Source organism: Bradyrhizobium sp. Ghvi (genome assembly GCF_900115265.1).
Lineage (GTDB): Bacteria > Pseudomonadota > Alphaproteobacteria > Rhizobiales > Xanthobacteraceae > Bradyrhizobium.
On record NZ_FOVU01000006.1, the window covers coordinates 193,004 to 208,272 of the forward strand.

Genomic DNA, 15,269 nt, shown 5'->3' on the forward strand with positions numbered 1-15,269 from the left:
TCTCCCTCCGGGAGAGGTGAGCCCGAGCCGACCGAGCCCAATCAGCCGCTCAAGCCGCGCGGTGATCCAGCCCGTCCTGCAGGTCCCGGATCAACCGGCGCTCGCGTTCGATGCGTTGCTGGAAGAGCTCGCGCTCGTGCTCGCTTTTGGCGCTTGCAAGCAGAAGCTCGTAATGACCGATGACCTTCTCGCTGCCCCGAATGAGCAGGTCTCGCTGACTGATCATTGCACCGCTCCCCTCGCATCGATCGGGGCATAGGGGGCAGAGAAAGCCACGGGGAAGGTCGCTGCGGTCAGGCCCTCGAGCGCCGACCGCTCCTCTGCGAGACGTCTCTCGATGAAATGGCGCTCCAGCTCCGACAGTCTGGTCTTCAGCAGTCGGCGGTAGCGGTGGATGTTGTTGCGGTGCGCACGAATGCGGGCCAGATTCTCATCGAGCATCGTCGTCTCTCCAGACGGTCGCGTTTGATCCTTTGATTTTCGAGAGTGAGAAAGCGTGCTTTCTCAGCGGAAAAAATTAGGCAGCCGGAATCGCGTGTCAAGAGGTTCGCGACGGCACCGTGCGGCAGAGCTCGGATTTCGGCAAGATGATCTGGAGCGTCGCCGAGCAGATCGCAAAGCTTCGGAGGCGTTCGAGCTCAACGGAGAATGTCGGCCCGGTGGTGAAGGGCGACGTGCTCTTGTGCAAGCTCGAAGGCCTGCCTGATATGTCGATCGAAGATCGTCTAGCGCGCAGGGGCCGGAACTCAACTGGAACCGCGGCGCAGGCCTGGGTTCCATCGGCGATTGCCCCCTCTTGGGCCACAAACAAACCCGCTGCGGCCATATTTGGGTAAGAGTGATCTCCCGTATGGGAGACGCTTCGATGAAAAAGGCTCTGATCATTGCCATCCTGCTGCTGGCCGGCGTGCCGGCAAGCGCCATTGCGCAGGAACGCGCCGGTTCTGCCGCGTTGGGCGCGGTGTCCGGTGCCGTCGTGCTCGGTCCGGTCGGGGCCGTTGCGGGCGCGGTGATCGGCTATACCGCCGGGCCTTCGATCGCGAGGTCCTGGGGCTTGAGAGGGTCGTCACGGTCGGCAAGACATCGGCAGCCGTCACGCCGCGAAGCATCCCCCGTCGCCGCGACCAACGCTCCACCGCGCACGCGCCAGGCGATGGAAGCCAGCGGTCAGATGGGAGCTGCGAGCAATCCGCCGGTCCAAGCCGCCCCCGCGGTGCAACCGGTTCAAGCCGCGCCTGCGGAGACCACGATGCCGCCGGTTCAGGGATTCGAGTAGAGCGAGGCCCAGCGCTAGCTCCGGCCGAGCATTTTCTGCGCGGCGCGAAGATGCGGCTTGTCGATCATCTGGCCGTCGAGCCGCAGCGTGCCGGCGTTCGGATTGCTCGCGAACGCCGCGATCACCTTCTCCGCCCAGATGCGCTCGGCGTCGGTTGGCTCGAACGCCGCATTGACGATGTCGACGTGCTTGGGATGGATCAGCGCTTTCGCCGAAAACCCGTCGCGCCGTGCCGCGCGTGTTTCCTGTTCGAGACCTGCGAGATTGTCGATGTCGGTATAGACGGTGTCGATCGGTGCGACCTCCGCCGCGGCCGCCGCCATCAGGCAGAGATCGCGCGCCAGCCGGTAGGGGCTATGGAATACGCCGCCCGAGGCCTTTTCGGTGGCGCCGAGCGAGGCTGAGAGATCTTCCGCGCCCCACATCAATCCGGCGAGGCGAGGGGAGCAGCCCTTGTAGCTGCCGAGTCCGAAGATCGAGCTGGCGGTTTCCGTGGCGACGCAGACGATCCGCGTCGCGCCGACCGTCATGCCGGCCGCAGCTTCCAGGGCTTCGAGCCAGGCCGCGACCTGCCGCACGTCGTCGCCGCCTTGCGCTTTCGGCAGGACGATGCCGTCGGGCCTGCCGGGCATCACCGCGGCGAGATCGGCCAGCGTCATGCCGGTGTCGAGCGCGTTGACGCGGACATAGAGCTGGTGCGGGCCCGGGCGGCTCTCCAGCATCGCCAGCGTCAGGCTGCGCGCCTCCGGCTTCTTGTCGGCGACGACGGAATCCTCGAGATCGATGATCAGTGCGTCGGCTTTGCCTTCGCTCGCCTTCTCGAATTTGCGCGGGGAATCGCCCGGCACGAAGAGCATGGAGCGCATCAGGCCGGCCTCTTGTGCAGCATCGCCATGCGGCGGCATTTGAAAAGTCCTCGAAACAAAGCCCCGCCCATCGCGCTTTCCTCCCTGCGAAATAACGGCGCGACCGTTGCTTCGCGCCGCATGAGGCTTTGCATCATACACGCACTTGACAGGCAAATTCACGTCTATCTACTCAGTCTCCGAAACCCGGGACATGCAAGCGAGGGCGGGACTAAGAACATGGATTTCGCGCTCACCGATCAGCAGGAAGCCATTCGCGACGCCATCGCCAAGATCTGTGAAGGTTTCCCCGACGCCTATTGGCTGAAGAAGGACCACGACGGCGGCTTCCCGCATGATTTTCACAAGGCGCTGGCCGATGCCGGTTGGCTCGGCATCTGCGTGCCGGAAGAGTATGGTGGTTCGGGTCTCGGCATCACAGAGGCCGCGATCATGATGCGCACCATCGCCGAATCCGGTGCCGGCATGTCCGGCGCCTCCGCGGTGCATATCAACGTGTTCGGTCTCAATCCTGTGGTCGTGTTCGGCACCGAGGAGCAGCGCAGGCGCATGCTGCCGCCGATGGTCGAGGGCCGCGAGAAGGCCTGCTTCGCCGTGACCGAGCCCAACACCGGCCTCAACACGACTCAGCTCAAGACCCGCGCAGTCGCCAAGAACGATCGCTACATCGTCAACGGCCAGAAGGTGTGGATCTCCACCGCACAGGTCGCGCACAAGATCCTGCTGTTGGCGCGCACCACTCCGCTGGAGGAGGTACGTTCGCCGACCCACGGCCTCAGCCTGTTCTACACTGATTTCGATCGCAACAGGATCAAGGTGCACGAGATCGAAAAGATGGGCCGCAAGATCGTCGATTCCAACGAGCTGTTCTTCGAGGATTTCGAGATCCCGATGGAGGACCGCATCGGCGAAGAAGGCAAGGGCTTCCAGTACATCCTGGAAGGCATGAATCCGGAGCGCATCCTGATCGCGGCGGAAGCGGTCGGCCTCGGCAAGCTGGCGCTCTCGCGTGCGACCGAATATGCCAAGACGCGCACCGTGTTCAACCGCCCGATCGGCAAGAACCAAGGCATCCAGCATCCCCTCGCAGTGAACTGGGTCGAGCTCGAAGCGGCCTGGCTGATGGTGATGTCGGCGGCCTGGCAATACGACAAGGGCATGCCCTGCGGCGCGGCGGCCAATGCCGCGAAGTACCTGGCGGGCGAAGCCGGCTTCTCGGCTTGCGAGCAGGCCGTGATGACCCATGGCGGCTTCGGCTACGCCAAGGAATTCCATGTCGAGCGGTATCTGCGCGAGGTGCTGATCCCGCGCATTGCGCCGGTCAGCCCGCAGCTCGCACTCAGCTTCATCGCGGAAAAGGTGCTGGGCCTCGCCAAGTCGTACTAGACAGGGTGCAGGCCTATTCGGCGGCGATCCGCTCCATCGCCATGGCGCGGAGCTTTGCGCGCTGGATCTTGACGCCGTTGGCGCTGTCGGTGACGGGGAAGGCGTCCACGATGTAAATCCGTGCGGGGACCTTGTAGCCGGCGAGCCGCTCGCGCAGGCGTGCGATTAACGTTTCCTGTTGCGGTGGCGGGCCGGCCGGGATGACGAAGGCGACGCAGCGGGCCTGGCCGTTGAGATCGACGGCGACGGCTTGCGCATCGGCGACGCCCGCGCAGGACTTGAGCTCGTCCTCGATCTCGCCGGGCGCGACCAGGAAGCCGCCGAGGCGCATGGCATCGCCGGCGCGGGTTTCATACACGAAGGAGCCGTCGCCACGGAGCCGGCCGATATCGCCGGTGCGGAAGAAGCCGTCTGCGGTGATCGCATTTCGCGTTGCTTCCGGATTGTTGAAATAGCCGAGGAAGCGCGAGGGCGCGCTGATTTCGATTTCGCCGGAGACGCCGGGAGCGGCAAGCTCGCCGGTCTCCGTGTTGCGCACGCGGACCTCGGCGTCTGCCGACATCGGCCAGCCGCCGCCCTCGATGCGATCGGCGAAGGCGTCGTTGCTGCGGCCGATCGAGAACAACGCCTGCACCTCGCTGGAGCCGTAGAGGCCGAACAGCGGCAGGCCGCGCGCTTCGGCCTCCGCAGCCAGCTCACGCCAGCCGGGCTGGAACGCCGCAAAGCCGCAGACCTCGAGATGCGGGAATGGCCGCGCCCCGTCGGTCAACGCAAGGATGCGCCGGAACATCTCATCGGAGCCGAAGGTGTGGGTGATGCCATGCTCGCTCAGGATCTTCAGCGCCGGCCTCGCCTCGAACGCATCGAGCACATGGACGGTCGCGCCGGCCGCGACAAAGCCGAGCAGGCTGGTCATGCCGAAGGTGCCGCAGAACGGCAGCATGGCCAGCAGCGAATGACGCTGCGGAGAGAGCTGGAGCGCCCTGGCCACGGCGTTGGCGTGGTTTGCCAGCGTTCGCTGCGAATGCGCGACCAGCTTTGGTCCTTTGGTCGTGCCCGACGTGGTGTAGAGCAGCACGGGCAGGTCGGCGTCATCCTGGGCAGGAACCGGCGGATAGGGCTTGTCGAACGCATCGAACCGCACGCAAGGCCATTGCGCCGGGATCGGATCCGCGCCGATCACCGCGAGCCTCTGCAGCGCAGGCACCTCGTCCCTGGAGATGTCAGCGATGATCGCGGCGAAATCGATCGAGCGGAACGCCGTCTCCACCACCATCAGCTTGGCGCCGGACGATTTGAGGAGATGCGTGACTTCGCCGCTGCGGTATCGGGTGTTGACCGCGGCGACGATCGCGCCAAGCCGGGCGGCGGCAAACAGCAGCGCGATCCATTCGACCCGATTGACCAGCCAGACCGCGACCACGTCGCCCTTGCCGATATCCTGCGCGGCCAGCCAGGCCGTGGTCTGCTCGATCTTCGCTGAGAATTCCGTGCGCGAGACGGGGATGCCGTCGAACACGAAGGCCGGCTCGGCGGCGGTCTCCGACCTCATCAGCGAATGCAGTGAAACGTCGTCGGCGTGCATGGCAACCGGAGTAGCCCGATCGTGCCGACCTGTCTACTTGGTGCCGAACATCCGGTCGCCGGCATCGCCAAGACCCGGCACGATGTAGCCGTGATCGTTGAGTCGCTCGTCGATCGCGGCGGTCCAGATCGGCACGTCGGGATGCTCGCTCTGGAATTGCGCGATGCCCTCAGGCGCCGCCAGCAGGCAGACGAAGCGGATGTCGCGGGCGCCGCGGTCCTTCAGCAGGGATGCGCCGGCGCACGCCGAATTGCCGGTCGCCAGCATCGGGTCCATCAGGATCACGGTGCGGTCGGACAGGTCTTGCGGGGCCTTGAAGTAATATTCCACGGCTTGCAATGTCTCGGGGTCGCGATAGAGCCCGATATGGGCGATGCGGGCCGAGGGCATCAGCGCCAGCATGCCATCGAGGAAGCCTACGCCGGCACGCAGGATCGGCGCCAGCGTGAGCTTCTTGCCGGCAATCTTCGGCGCCTGCATCGGGGAAATCGGCGTCTCGATCTCGACCAGCTCGAGCGGCAGATCGCGCGTCACCTCGTAGCCGAGCAGCATCCCGACTTCGTTCAGGATCTCGCGAAAGCTCTTGGTCGAGCGGTCCTTCTCCCGCATCAGGGAAAGCTTGTGCTGGACCAGGGGGTGGGCGACGACATTCACGCGGCTTGTGCTCATGGGGCCGATCTAACACGGTTCCGTGAAACTGCGCCAGATCGGGGAGGGGTTTTCCGCAAGGAGCGGGGCGGCCTGGTCGGGCTGTGCGACTGCCGTTCGTGCCAAGTTGCTCGCCGCGTAGGCAGCCATGGTCAATTCGCGGTCGATCGCGCGGGAGGTTCTAGACGCCGAGCCCGCGCGCCGCGAGCATGATCACGATCGCCAGGATGCTGCCCCAGACCAAGCTCAATGTCACGGCCAGGATGGTCGTCGTGACCGCGTGCTCGATATGTCCTCTGAAGAGTTTCATGTCAGGCGGGATGCTCAGCTGAAATTCTCGCAGGACGCCGGCTCATAGAGCGAATCCGCAGCGAGGCGCACGTTGGGAACGCTCGGCCGGGGCATTTCGATCGCCCGCGCCTGGACTTCTGCGAAAGCCGAGAGCAGCGCGGTCGCGAGGTCGCCGTGACACCCTTCGACGGCCGCATCGAGCCAGTCCGGCAGCTCGCGTTCGCGCGAGAGCGAACAATGCCATTCGCCTTGGTCGTACGCGATGCGGCGGATGCGCCACAGCGGCAGCTCGAGCTCCATCAGCGCCAGCGCCGCGTCGGCCCACGCCTCCACCTCGATCAGGCGCATGACGCGCGCGGTGCGCTCGGACCGTCCGAGCGAGGGAAAGCGGCGGCAGGCCTTGTCGATGATCTCGAGCATCAACGGTCGGTTCATGCCTTGCGCATGACGCAGGCGCTCGCCGAGGGACGTCGGATCGTAGTGTGGGGCAGCGGCGGTCATGCAGCCTCCTGGAACGGGCGTCGGCAGTCGCCGGCCTCTTCAGGGTGGCGGAAACGCTGTTTGAAAACGAGATGAGAAGGGGATGGGAGATATAGGAATCTCATAAAGGCCGAGGGCCGCGATGCGTCGCGGGCTGCCCGCCCTTTATGAGATTCCTATAACTTCGCGATAGCGCTCGTCTCGAAAACCTATGCCCGCGATGGCACTTCAGCGCGGTCAAAAGTCCCGCCTGGTCTTGCGGAAAAGCGTTGCTTTCCTTCCGCCAGCTTCGCCGGGTCCCCGAGAAAGAAGTTGCTCCCGACGTAAGGGCGCAACGAGGAGCACCTCCATGATAGACATTCTGATGTTGGCGCTGGGCTTCGGCTTCTTCGCGCTTGCGATCGGCTACACCTACGTCTGCGAACGGCTGTAACGGAGCAGACCATGATCTTCGACTACGTGCTCGCCGGCGCCGTCTCGTTCGGCCTCCTGATCTACCTCACCTATGCGCTGCTGCGGCCCGAGCGGTTCTGAGCCGTGCTGCTGCCGCTGTAGTGCCGGGCATCCTGACTGAAGGGTTGATTTCATGACTGTGACCGGTTGGCTCCAGATCATCCTCTATTGTGCGATCATCGTTGCGCTCACGAAGCCGCTCGGCTGGTACATGACGCGCGTGTTCAACGGCGAGAAGACATTCCTCTCACCGGTGCTGCGTCCCATCGAGGCCGGCATCTACTGGATATCAGGCGTCGACGACAAGCGCGAGCAGCACTGGCTGACCTACACGGTCGCCATGCTGCTGTTCCATGTCGGGGGCTTTCTGATCGTCTACGGCGTGATGCGATTGCAGGCCGTGCTGCCGTTCAATCCGGCCGGGCAGGGGGCGGTCGCCGAAGATCTCTCCTTCAACACCGCGATCTCCTTCATCACCAACACCAACTGGCAGAACTACGGCGGCGAGAGCACGATCTCCTACCTCGTTCAGATGCTCGGCCTGACCCACCAGAATTTCCTGTCGGCCGCGACCGGCATCGCGCTGGCGATGGCGCTGATCCGCGGCTTCTCGCGCGCCTCGATGCGCACCGTCGGAAACTTCTGGGTCGATGTCACGCGCTGCACGCTCTACGTGCTGCTGCCGATCTGCATCGTCTACACGCTGTTCCTGGTCTGGCAAGGCATGCCGCAGACGCTCGGCGACTACGTCGAGGCCACGACGCTCGAAGGTGCCAAGCAGACCATCGCGATCGGCCCGGTGGCCTCGCAGGTCGCGATCAAGATGCTGGGCACCAATGGCGGCGGCTTCTTCAATGCCAATGCCGCGCACCCCTTCGAGAACCCGACCGCGCTGTCGAACTTCGTGCAGATGATCTCGATCTTCGCGCTCGGCGCCGCGCTGACCAACGTATTCGGCCGCATGGTCGGCAACCAGCGGCAGGGCTGGGCGATCCTCGCCGTCATGGGCGTGCTGTTCGTCGCCGGTGTGGCCATCACCTATTGGGCGGAAGCGGGCGGCACCTCGATGCTCCATGCGCTCGGGCTGACAGGCGGCAACATGGAGGGCAAGGAGGTCCGTTTCGGCATCGTTGCCTCCTCGCTGTTCGCCGTCATCACCACGGCAGCCTCGTGCGGCGCGGTCAACGCCATGCATGACAGCTTCACCGCGCTCGGCGGCATGATCCCGCTGATCAATATCGAGCTCGGCGAAATCATCGTCGGCGGCGTCGGCGCCGGCATGTACGGCATGCTGCTGTTCGTCATTCTCGCGATCTTCATCGCGGGGCTGATGGTCGGCCGCACCCCGGAATATGTCGGCAAGAAGATCGAGGCGCGGGAGGTCAAGATGGCGATGTTGGCCATTCTGGTGCTGCCGCTGATGATCCTGGGCTGGACCGCGGTCGGCGTGGTCTATCCGGCGGCCGTTGCCTCCATGGCGAATGCCGGCCCGCACGGCTTCACCGAAGTGCTCTACGCCTATACCTCGGGCGCCGGCAACAACGGCTCGGCCTTCGCCGGTCTCGGCGGCAACACCTTCTTCTACAACCTCACGCTGGCAAGCGCGATGTTCGTCGGCCGCTTCTTCATGATCATCCCGGCCATGGCGATCGCGGGCTCGCTTGCCGAGAAGAAATCGATTCCCCCGTCCATGGGCACGTTCCCGACCACCGGCGGCCTGTTCGTCGGCCTCGTCATCGGCGTCATCCTGATCATGGGTGGCCTCACCTTCTTCCCGGCTCTCGCGCTCGGCCCCATCGTCGAGCATCTCGCGATGAACGCCGGCAACCTCTTCTGATTGTCTGGAGCGATCTCCATGGATACGACAAAACTGCAGAAACGCGCGCCGATGTCGGCGATGCTCGACCCAAAAATAGTAGTGCCCGCGATCCGCAGCTCCTTTGCCAAGCTCGATCCGCGGTTGATGATCAAGAACCCCGTGATGTTCGTGGTCGAGATCGTGGCCGTCCTGACCACCGTGATCTTCCTGCGCGACCTCGTCACGGGCGGGTCAAATCTCGGCTTCACCTTCCAGATCATCGCCTGGCTCTGGTTCACGGTGCTGTTCGCCAACTTCGCCGAAGCGGTCGCCGAAGGGCGCGGCAAGGCACAGGCGGAGTCGCTGCGCAAGACCCGCACCGAGAGCCAGGCCAAGCTCCTGACCGGCGCGGGCCAGGACTTCAAGCTGGTGCCGGGCACGAGCCTGAAGGTCGGCGACATCGTGCTGGTCGAGGCCGGCGATATCATCCCCTCCGATGGTGAGGTGATCGAGGGCGTCGCCTCGGTCAACGAAGCTGCGATTACTGGCGAGTCGGCGCCGGTCATTCGCGAATCCGGCGGCGACCGTTCGGCGGTCACAGGGGGCACCCAGGTGCTGTCCGACTGGATCCGCGTCCGCATCACCGCGGCGCAAGGCTCGACCTTCATCGACCGCATGATCAAGCTGGTCGAGGGCGCCGAGCGCGCCAAGACGCCGAACGAGATCGCGCTCAACATCCTGCTCGCCGGCCTCACCATCATCTTCGTGTTCGCCACCGTCACTATCCCGAGCTATGCCGCCTATGCCGGCGGCTCCATCTCGGTGATCGTGCTGGTCGCGCTGTTCGTGACGTTGATCCCGACCACGATCGGTGCGTTGCTGTCGGCGATCGGCATCGCCGGCATGGACCGTCTGGTGCGCTTCAACGTGCTGGCAATGTCCGGCCGCGCGGTCGAGGCGGCGGGCGACGTCGACACGCTGCTGCTCGACAAGACCGGCACGATCACCCTCGGGAACCGGCAGGCGACCGCCTTCCGGCCGGTGCGCGGCGTGACCGAGCAGGAGCTGGCGGACGCGGCCCAGCTGGCTTCCCTCGCCGACGAGACGCCGGAGGGGCGCTCCATCGTCGTGCTCGCCAAGGAAAAGTACGGCATTCGCGGTCGCGACATGGCCGAGCTTGGCGCGACTTTCATTCCGTTCACGGCGCAGACCCGCATGAGCGGCGTCGATGCCGGCGGTTCCTCGGTTCGCAAGGGCGCGGTCGATGCGATGCTGAATTATGTCGGCGGTGGCGCACCGGCCGCGATCGCGTCCGGCAACACGGCGCGTGCGATACAGCCTGCCGCACTGTCCGAGCTCGGCCGCGAGATCCAGGCGATTGCCGATGAGGTGTCGAAGTCCGGCGGCACGCCGCTGGCCGTCGCCAAGGACGGACGGCTGCTCGGGATCGTCCAGCTCAAGGACATCGTCAAGGGCGGCATCCGCGAGCGCTTCGCCGAGCTGCGTCGCATGGGCATCCGTACCGTCATGATCACCGGCGACAACCCGATGACCGCGGCTGCGATCGCGGCGGAAGCCGGTGTCGACGACTTCCTGGCGCAGGCAACGCCCGAGGACAAGCTCAAGCTGATCCGCGACGAGCAGGCCAAGGGCAAGCTGGTCGCGATGTGCGGCGACGGCACCAACGACGCGCCGGCGCTCGCGCAGGCCGATGTCGGTGTCGCCATGAACACCGGCACGCAGGCCGCGCGCGAGGCCGGCAACATGGTCGACCTCGACTCCAACCCGACCAAGCTGATCGAAGTGGTCGAGATCGGCAAGCAGCTGTTGATGACGCGCGGTGCGCTGACGACGTTCTCGATCGCCAACGACGTCGCCAAGTATTTCGCGATCATCCCGGCGATGTTTCTGGCATTCTACCCGCAGCTCAATGTGCTCAACGTCATGAGCCTGTCGAGCCCGCAGAGCGCCATCCTGTCGGCGATCATCTTCAACGCGCTCATCATCATCGGCTTGATCCCGCTGGCACTCAAGGGCGTGGCCTATCGTGCGGTCGGTGCCGGCGCGCTGCTTCGCCGCAACCTCCTGATCTACGGCCTTGGCGGCATCGTCATTCCCTTCATCGGCATCAAGGCGATCGACCTCGTGGTTGTTGCCTTGCACCTCGCCTAACCCCGTCATTGCGAGCGAAGCGAAGCAATCCAGAAATGTCCCCGCGGTTGACAGCCTGGATTGCTTCGTCGCTTCGCTCCTCGCAATGACGAAAGAAAATGGAGACCCAACATGCTCAGAGAAATCCGACCTGCCATGGTCCTGCTCGTGGTGCTGACCGCCATCACTGGCCTGGCCTATCCGCTCGCCATGACCGGCATTGCCGGCGCAATCTTCCCTGCCAAGGCGCAAGGCAGCCTGATCGAGAAGGACGGCAAGGTGATCGGCTCCGCCCTGATCGGGCAGGAGTTCAAAGACGACAAATACTTCCACGGCCGCCCGTCGGCGACGCTGGCGCCGGATCCCAATGATTCGACCAAGTCGATCCCCGCGCCCTACAACGCCGCCAATTCGGGTGGCTCCAATCTCGGCCCGACCAGCAAGGCGCTGGCCGACCGGCTGAAGCAGGATGTGGACAAGCTGAAAGCCGAGAACCCGAACGCCCCGGTGCCTGTCGATCTGGTCACGACTTCGGCCAGCGGTCTCGACCCCGATATTTCGCCGGAAGCGGCGCATTTCCAGGTGCCGCGTGTGGCCAAGGCGCGGAATATGTCGGAGGACCAGCTCAATCAGCTGGTTGCCTCCAATACCCTGGGCCGTCTGGTCGGCCTGCTCGGCGAACCCAGGGTTAACGTTCTTGCGCTGAACCTCGCGCTGGATCGGGCAGCCGCGAAGTAGCGCTCTAGGCTCGGAATATCAGGACGATTATATTCGGCTGATGGTTCAACAGCGTCGCGATCCCGAACAACGTCCGTCGCCGGAGGCGCTGCTGGAAGCCGCGCGCCGGGAGGAGAGCGCGAGCGGCAAGCTGAAGATCTTTGTCGGCGCCGCCCCCGGCGTCGGCAAGACCTACGAGATGCTGCAAAGCGCCCATGCCAGGCGCAACGCCGGCATCGACGTCGTGGTCGGCTTCGTCGAGACCCATGGCCGCGCCGAAACCGAAGCGCTGGTGCGAGGACTGGAAGTCGTCCCGCGCAAGCGGCTCGATTACCGCGGACAGATCGTCGAAGAGATGGACCTCGACGCCGTGATTGCGCGACGACCGAAGATCGCTCTGGTCGACGAACTCGCCCACACCAACGCTGCCGGCAGTCGTCACCCCAAGCGCTATCTCGACGTCGAGGAGCTGCTGTCCCACGGCATCGACGTCTACACCGCCGTCAACATCCAGCACATCGAGAGCCTGAACGACGTCGTCGCCCAGATCACGCATGTTCGCGTGCGCGAGACCGTGCCGGATTCGATCTTCGACCGCGCCGATGCGATCGAACTGATCGACCTCACGCCGGACGATCTGATCCAGCGCCTGCGCGAAGGCAAGGTCTATGTCCCCAAGCAGGCCGAGCGGGCGTTGGAGCATTACTTCTCGCCGGGCAATCTCACCGCGCTGCGCGAGCTTGCGCTGCGGCGTACGGCGGAACGGGTCGACGAGCAGCTGCTCACTCACATGCAGGCCAATGCCATCGCCGGTCCCTGGGCCGCGGGCGAGCGCATCCTGGTCTGTGTCAGTGAGGACCCGCGCGCAGCTGGGCTGGTCCGGTATACGAAGCGGCTGGCCGACCGGCTGCATGCGCCGTTCACCGCGCTCTCGATCGAGACGCGCCGCTCGCTTCAACTCTCGGACAGGGAGCGCGACCGGCTCGCCGATACGCTGCGGCTCGCCGAATTGCTCGGCGGCGAGGCGCTGACCATTCCGGCGGTCGGCCGGCGCATCGCTGACGACATCATCAATTTCGCGCAAGGCAACAACGTCACCCAGATCGTGATCGGCAAGTCGTCCCGCTCGCGCTGGTTCGAGATGACGCGCGGCTCGGTCGTGCACGACCTGGTGCGTCGCGCCGGCAACATCACCGTGCATGTCATCGCCGGTAACGAGCTGCCCGACGAGGCCGCGGCCGGGAACGCGGTGCAAACCGCAGTGCGGCCCGAACCGTTCGATCCGCTGCCCTATCTGAAGGCGCTCGGAATTGTGCTGATCGGTCTCGGCGCCGCCGAACTGATCCAGCCCCATTTCGGCATCGAGAACGTCGATCTCGTGCTGCTGACGTCGGTCGTTGCGGTTGCCGTGCGTTACGGCTTGTGGCCGTCGCTGCTGGCGACGGTGGCGGCGTCGCTCTGCTACAATTTCTTCTTCATCCCGCCGATCTACACCTTCACGATCACCGATCCGACCAACGTCGCCGCCTTCGTCCTGTTCACGGTGGTGGCGATGCTCGTCTCCAACGTCGCAGCCCGCGTGCGCACGCAGGCCGACACCGCGATCGGCCGGATCAGGATGACCGAGCAGCTCTATGCCTTCAGCCGCAAGCTCGCCGGCACCGCGACGCTGGACGACGTGTTGTGGGCGACAGCCTATCAGATCGCGTTGATGCTGAAGGTCCGCGTGGTGCTGCTGCTGCCGGAGGACGGGCTCTTGACGGTGAAATCCGGCTATCCGCCGGAAGATCAGCTCGACCAGGCCGACCTCGCCGCCGCCAACTGGGCCTGGAGCAATGATCGCTCCGCCGGCCGCGGTGCCGATACGCTGCCGGGCGCAAAGCGGCTGTTCCTGCCGATGCGCACCGGGCGCGGGCCGATCGGGGTGATCGGCATCGACAACGATCGCACCGGCCCGCTGCTGACGCCGGACCAGCGCCGGCTGCTGGACGCGCTGGTCGACCAGGGCGCGCTCGCGATCGAGCGCGTGCTGCTGGTCGAGGACATGGACCGCGTCAAGCGCACCGTCGAATCCGAGCGGCTGCGTTCCGCACTGTTGACCTCGATCTCGCACGATCTGAAGACGCCGCTGGCCTCGGTGCTGGGCGCGGCCTCGACCATGCGCGATCTCGCCGGCGCGCTGTCCGACACCGAGAAGCGCGACCTCCTCGCCACCGTGATCGACGAATCCGAGCGGCTCAACCGCTTCATCGCCAATCTGCTCGACATGACCAAACTCGAGTCCGGCGCCATCGTGCCCAACACGGCACTGCACGATCTCGGCGAGATCGTCGGCAGCGCGCTGCGGCGGGCATCCAAGATCCTGACTGCTCACAAGGTGGAGCTGGTCCTCGCCGCGGATCTGCCGATGCTCGAGCTCGATGCCGTGCTGTTCGAGCAGGTGCTGTTCAACCTGCTCGATAACGCCGCGAAATATTCGCCGCTCGACACCACTGTCGCGATCAGGAGCCGGCGCGAGCGCGACCAGGTGGTGCTTGATATCGTCGACGAAGGCGCCGGCATCCCGCCCGACGAGCTCGAAAGCGTGTTCGACAAGTTCTATCGCGTGCAGAAGGGCGATCACATCCGTCCCGGCACCGGGCTCGGGCTCGCCATCTCCCGCGGCTTCGTCGAGGCGATGGGCGGCACGATCTCGGCCGCCAATCGCAACGACCGGAGCGGCGCGATCCTCACCATCCGTCTGCCGGTCCCGGTTCAGACCCAGGCATTGGATACCGCCGCATGAGCGCCGCCCCGATCAAGGTCCTGGTCATCGACGACGAGCCGCCGATCCGCAAATTGCTGCGGATGGGGCTGTCGACGCAAGGCTATGAGATATTGGAGGCGTCGAACGGCAGAGGCGCGCTGGAGAAGCTCGCCGAGCAGCCGGCGGTGATCATCCTGGATCTCGGCCTGCCCGACATCCAGGGCCACGAGCTGCTACGTACCATCCGCGCGCGCAACGAGAGCGTGCCGATCGTGGTGCTGTCGAGCCGCGGCGATGAGGCCGGCAAGGTGCAGGCGCTCGATCTCGGCGCCGATGATTATCTGACAAAGCCATTCGGCATGAACGAGCTGCTGGCGCGCCTGCGCGCCGCGCTGCGGCACCAGCTCCAGGTGCAGGGCGAACGCCCGGTGTTTCGCAGCGGCGATCTCTCGGTCGATCTCGTCCGCCGCATCGTCAAGCTCGGCGAGCGCGAGATAAAACTGTCGCCGAAGGAATACGACCTGCTGCGCGTGCTGGTGCAGCATGCCGGCAAGGTGCTGACCCACAGATTTCTGCTCAAGGAGCTCTGGGACGAGCTGACCGACGCACAATACTTGCGCGTCTACGTCCGCCAGCTGCGGCAGAAGATCGAAGCCGATCCGGAACGGCCGCAATATGTTTTGACCGAGACGGGGATCGGGTATCGGCTGAAGGCGGGGGATTAGCTCGTTGTGCCGGCAGCGTCGAGCGCTTTCTTGAGGCACACTCGTCATGGCCGGGCTTGACCCGGCCATCCACGCGCCTCAACACGCGGGATAGACGTGGATGCCCGGCTCAAGCCCGGGCATGACGAGAGAGGGTTGTGGCGCGAT

Annotated in this window: 15 protein-coding genes and 1 pseudogene; 9 read left to right on the plus strand and 7 right to left on the minus strand. The window is 65.1% G+C overall.

The window, feature by feature from the left end; translation table 11 throughout:
* Positions 1 to 49 precede the first annotated feature (49 nt).
* A complete protein-coding gene (locus BM374_RS38715) occupies positions 50 to 226 on the minus strand; it encodes a hypothetical protein (protein ID WP_177248492.1) in 177 nt (58 codons plus the stop codon).
* On the minus strand, positions 223 to 441 hold the full coding sequence (locus BM374_RS23820) for a hypothetical protein (protein WP_092297464.1): 219 nt from the start codon (positions 439 to 441) through the stop codon (positions 223 to 225). Before BM374_RS23820 ends, BM374_RS38715 begins: the two co-directional genes overlap by 4 nt.
* A gap of 110 nt (positions 442 to 551) precedes the next feature.
* Between BM374_RS23820 and BM374_RS39500 the strand changes: the two are divergent.
* Positions 552 to 719, plus strand: a pseudogene (locus BM374_RS39500) (fumarylacetoacetate hydrolase family protein); the annotation flags it as partial.
* Between the two features lie 146 nt (positions 720 to 865).
* Complete coding sequence (locus BM374_RS23830) at positions 866 to 1,276, plus strand: hypothetical protein (protein WP_177248493.1); 411 nt, start codon at positions 866 to 868, stop codon at positions 1,274 to 1,276.
* A gap of 14 nt (positions 1,277 to 1,290) precedes the next feature.
* Here BM374_RS23830 and BM374_RS23835 read toward each other — a convergent pair whose 3' ends face one another.
* Positions 1,291 to 2,142: an HpcH/HpaI aldolase/citrate lyase family protein gene (locus BM374_RS23835; RefSeq protein ID WP_177248494.1), complete on the minus strand. Its 852-nt coding sequence runs from the start codon at positions 2,140 to 2,142 to the stop codon at positions 1,291 to 1,293.
* 219 nt (positions 2,143 to 2,361) lie between these two features.
* On the opposite strand from BM374_RS23835, the gene BM374_RS23840 reads away from it, so the two are divergent.
* On the plus strand, positions 2,362 to 3,528 hold the full coding sequence (locus BM374_RS23840) for an acyl-CoA dehydrogenase family protein (protein ID WP_092297474.1): 1,167 nt from the start codon (positions 2,362 to 2,364) through the stop codon (positions 3,526 to 3,528).
* A 13-nt stretch (positions 3,529 to 3,541) separates the two neighbouring features.
* Here BM374_RS23840 and BM374_RS23845 read toward each other — a convergent pair whose 3' ends face one another.
* The 4 genes from BM374_RS23845 to BM374_RS23855 all read right to left on the minus strand — a co-directional run bounded on the left by BM374_RS23845 (position 3,542) and on the right by BM374_RS23855 (position 6,553).
* A complete protein-coding gene (locus tag BM374_RS23845; RefSeq protein ID WP_092297477.1) occupies positions 3,542 to 5,113 on the minus strand; it encodes an AMP-binding protein in 1,572 nt (523 codons plus the stop codon).
* Between the two features lie 33 nt (positions 5,114 to 5,146).
* Positions 5,147 to 5,782 carry a uracil phosphoribosyltransferase gene (gene upp / locus BM374_RS23850; RefSeq protein WP_092297480.1) on the minus strand — a complete coding sequence of 212 codons (636 nt, stop codon included), beginning with the start codon at positions 5,780 to 5,782 and terminating at the stop codon, positions 5,147 to 5,149.
* Positions 5,783 to 5,942: 160 nt separating this feature from the next.
* Positions 5,943 to 6,071 carry a hypothetical protein gene (locus BM374_RS39995; RefSeq protein WP_283807087.1) on the minus strand — a complete coding sequence of 43 codons (129 nt, stop codon included), beginning with the start codon at positions 6,069 to 6,071 and terminating at the stop codon, positions 5,943 to 5,945.
* Between the two features lie 14 nt (positions 6,072 to 6,085).
* On the minus strand, positions 6,086 to 6,553 hold the full coding sequence (locus tag BM374_RS23855; protein ID WP_092297482.1) for a hypothetical protein: 468 nt from the start codon (positions 6,551 to 6,553) through the stop codon (positions 6,086 to 6,088).
* A gap of 423 nt (positions 6,554 to 6,976) precedes the next feature.
* On the opposite strand from BM374_RS23855, the gene BM374_RS23860 reads away from it, so the two are divergent.
* The 6 genes from BM374_RS23860 to BM374_RS23885 all read left to right on the plus strand — a co-directional run bounded on the left by BM374_RS23860 (position 6,977) and on the right by BM374_RS23885 (position 15,122).
* Positions 6,977 to 7,066, plus strand: coding sequence for a K(+)-transporting ATPase subunit F (locus BM374_RS23860; RefSeq protein WP_092297485.1), 90 nt, complete (start codon positions 6,977 to 6,979; stop codon positions 7,064 to 7,066).
* Positions 7,067 to 7,118: 52 nt separating this feature from the next.
* Entirely contained in the window at positions 7,119 to 8,822 is a 1,704-nt protein-coding gene (gene kdpA, locus BM374_RS23865; RefSeq protein WP_092297488.1) for a potassium-transporting ATPase subunit KdpA, read from the plus strand.
* A gap of 18 nt (positions 8,823 to 8,840) precedes the next feature.
* A complete protein-coding gene (gene kdpB, locus BM374_RS23870; RefSeq protein WP_092297491.1) occupies positions 8,841 to 10,955 on the plus strand; it encodes a potassium-transporting ATPase subunit KdpB in 2,115 nt (704 codons plus the stop codon).
* 111 nt (positions 10,956 to 11,066) lie between these two features.
* The gene (locus BM374_RS23875) at positions 11,067 to 11,672 is read left to right on the plus strand and encodes a K(+)-transporting ATPase subunit C (RefSeq protein ID WP_092297493.1); all 606 of its coding nucleotides are present in this window, start codon (positions 11,067 to 11,069) and stop codon (positions 11,670 to 11,672) included.
* 40 nt (positions 11,673 to 11,712) lie between these two features.
* Positions 11,713 to 14,436: a DUF4118 domain-containing protein gene (locus BM374_RS23880; protein ID WP_092297496.1), complete on the plus strand. Its 2,724-nt coding sequence runs from the start codon at positions 11,713 to 11,715 to the stop codon at positions 14,434 to 14,436.
* Entirely contained in the window at positions 14,433 to 15,122 is a 690-nt protein-coding gene (locus BM374_RS23885) for a response regulator (RefSeq protein ID WP_092297499.1), read from the plus strand. The genes BM374_RS23880 and BM374_RS23885 overlap by 4 nt, the downstream gene beginning before the upstream one ends.
* The last annotated feature ends 147 nt before the right edge of the window (positions 15,123 to 15,269 follow it).

Coding starts and splice junctions, on each gene's coding strand:
- BM374_RS38715 (WP_177248492.1), bottom strand. CDS start 226: ATGATCAGTCAGCGAGACCTGCTCATTCGGGGCAGCGAGAAGGTCATC.
- BM374_RS23820 (WP_092297464.1), bottom strand. CDS start 441: ATGCTCGATGAGAATCTGGCCCGCATTCGTGCGCACCGCAACAACATC.
- BM374_RS23830 (WP_177248493.1), top strand. CDS start 866: ATGAAAAAGGCTCTGATCATTGCCATCCTGCTGCTGGCCGGCGTGCCG.
- BM374_RS23835 (WP_177248494.1), bottom strand. CDS start 2,142: ATGCGCTCCATGCTCTTCGTGCCGGGCGATTCCCCGCGCAAATTCGAG.
- BM374_RS23840 (WP_092297474.1), top strand. CDS start 2,362: ATGGATTTCGCGCTCACCGATCAGCAGGAAGCCATTCGCGACGCCATC.
- BM374_RS23845 (WP_092297477.1), bottom strand. CDS start 5,113: ATGCACGCCGACGACGTTTCACTGCATTCGCTGATGAGGTCGGAGACC.
- upp (WP_092297480.1), bottom strand. CDS start 5,782: ATGAGCACAAGCCGCGTGAATGTCGTCGCCCACCCCCTGGTCCAGCAC.
- BM374_RS39995 (WP_283807087.1), bottom strand. CDS start 6,071: ATGAAACTCTTCAGAGGACATATCGAGCACGCGGTCACGACGACCATC.
- BM374_RS23855 (WP_092297482.1), bottom strand. CDS start 6,553: ATGACCGCCGCTGCCCCACACTACGATCCGACGTCCCTCGGCGAGCGC.
- BM374_RS23860 (WP_092297485.1), top strand. CDS start 6,977: ATGATCTTCGACTACGTGCTCGCCGGCGCCGTCTCGTTCGGCCTCCTG.
- kdpA (WP_092297488.1), top strand. CDS start 7,119: ATGACTGTGACCGGTTGGCTCCAGATCATCCTCTATTGTGCGATCATC.
- kdpB (WP_092297491.1), top strand. CDS start 8,841: ATGGATACGACAAAACTGCAGAAACGCGCGCCGATGTCGGCGATGCTC.
- BM374_RS23875 (WP_092297493.1), top strand. CDS start 11,067: ATGCTCAGAGAAATCCGACCTGCCATGGTCCTGCTCGTGGTGCTGACC.
- BM374_RS23880 (WP_092297496.1), top strand. CDS start 11,713: ATGGTTCAACAGCGTCGCGATCCCGAACAACGTCCGTCGCCGGAGGCG.
- BM374_RS23885 (WP_092297499.1), top strand. CDS start 14,433: ATGAGCGCCGCCCCGATCAAGGTCCTGGTCATCGACGACGAGCCGCCG.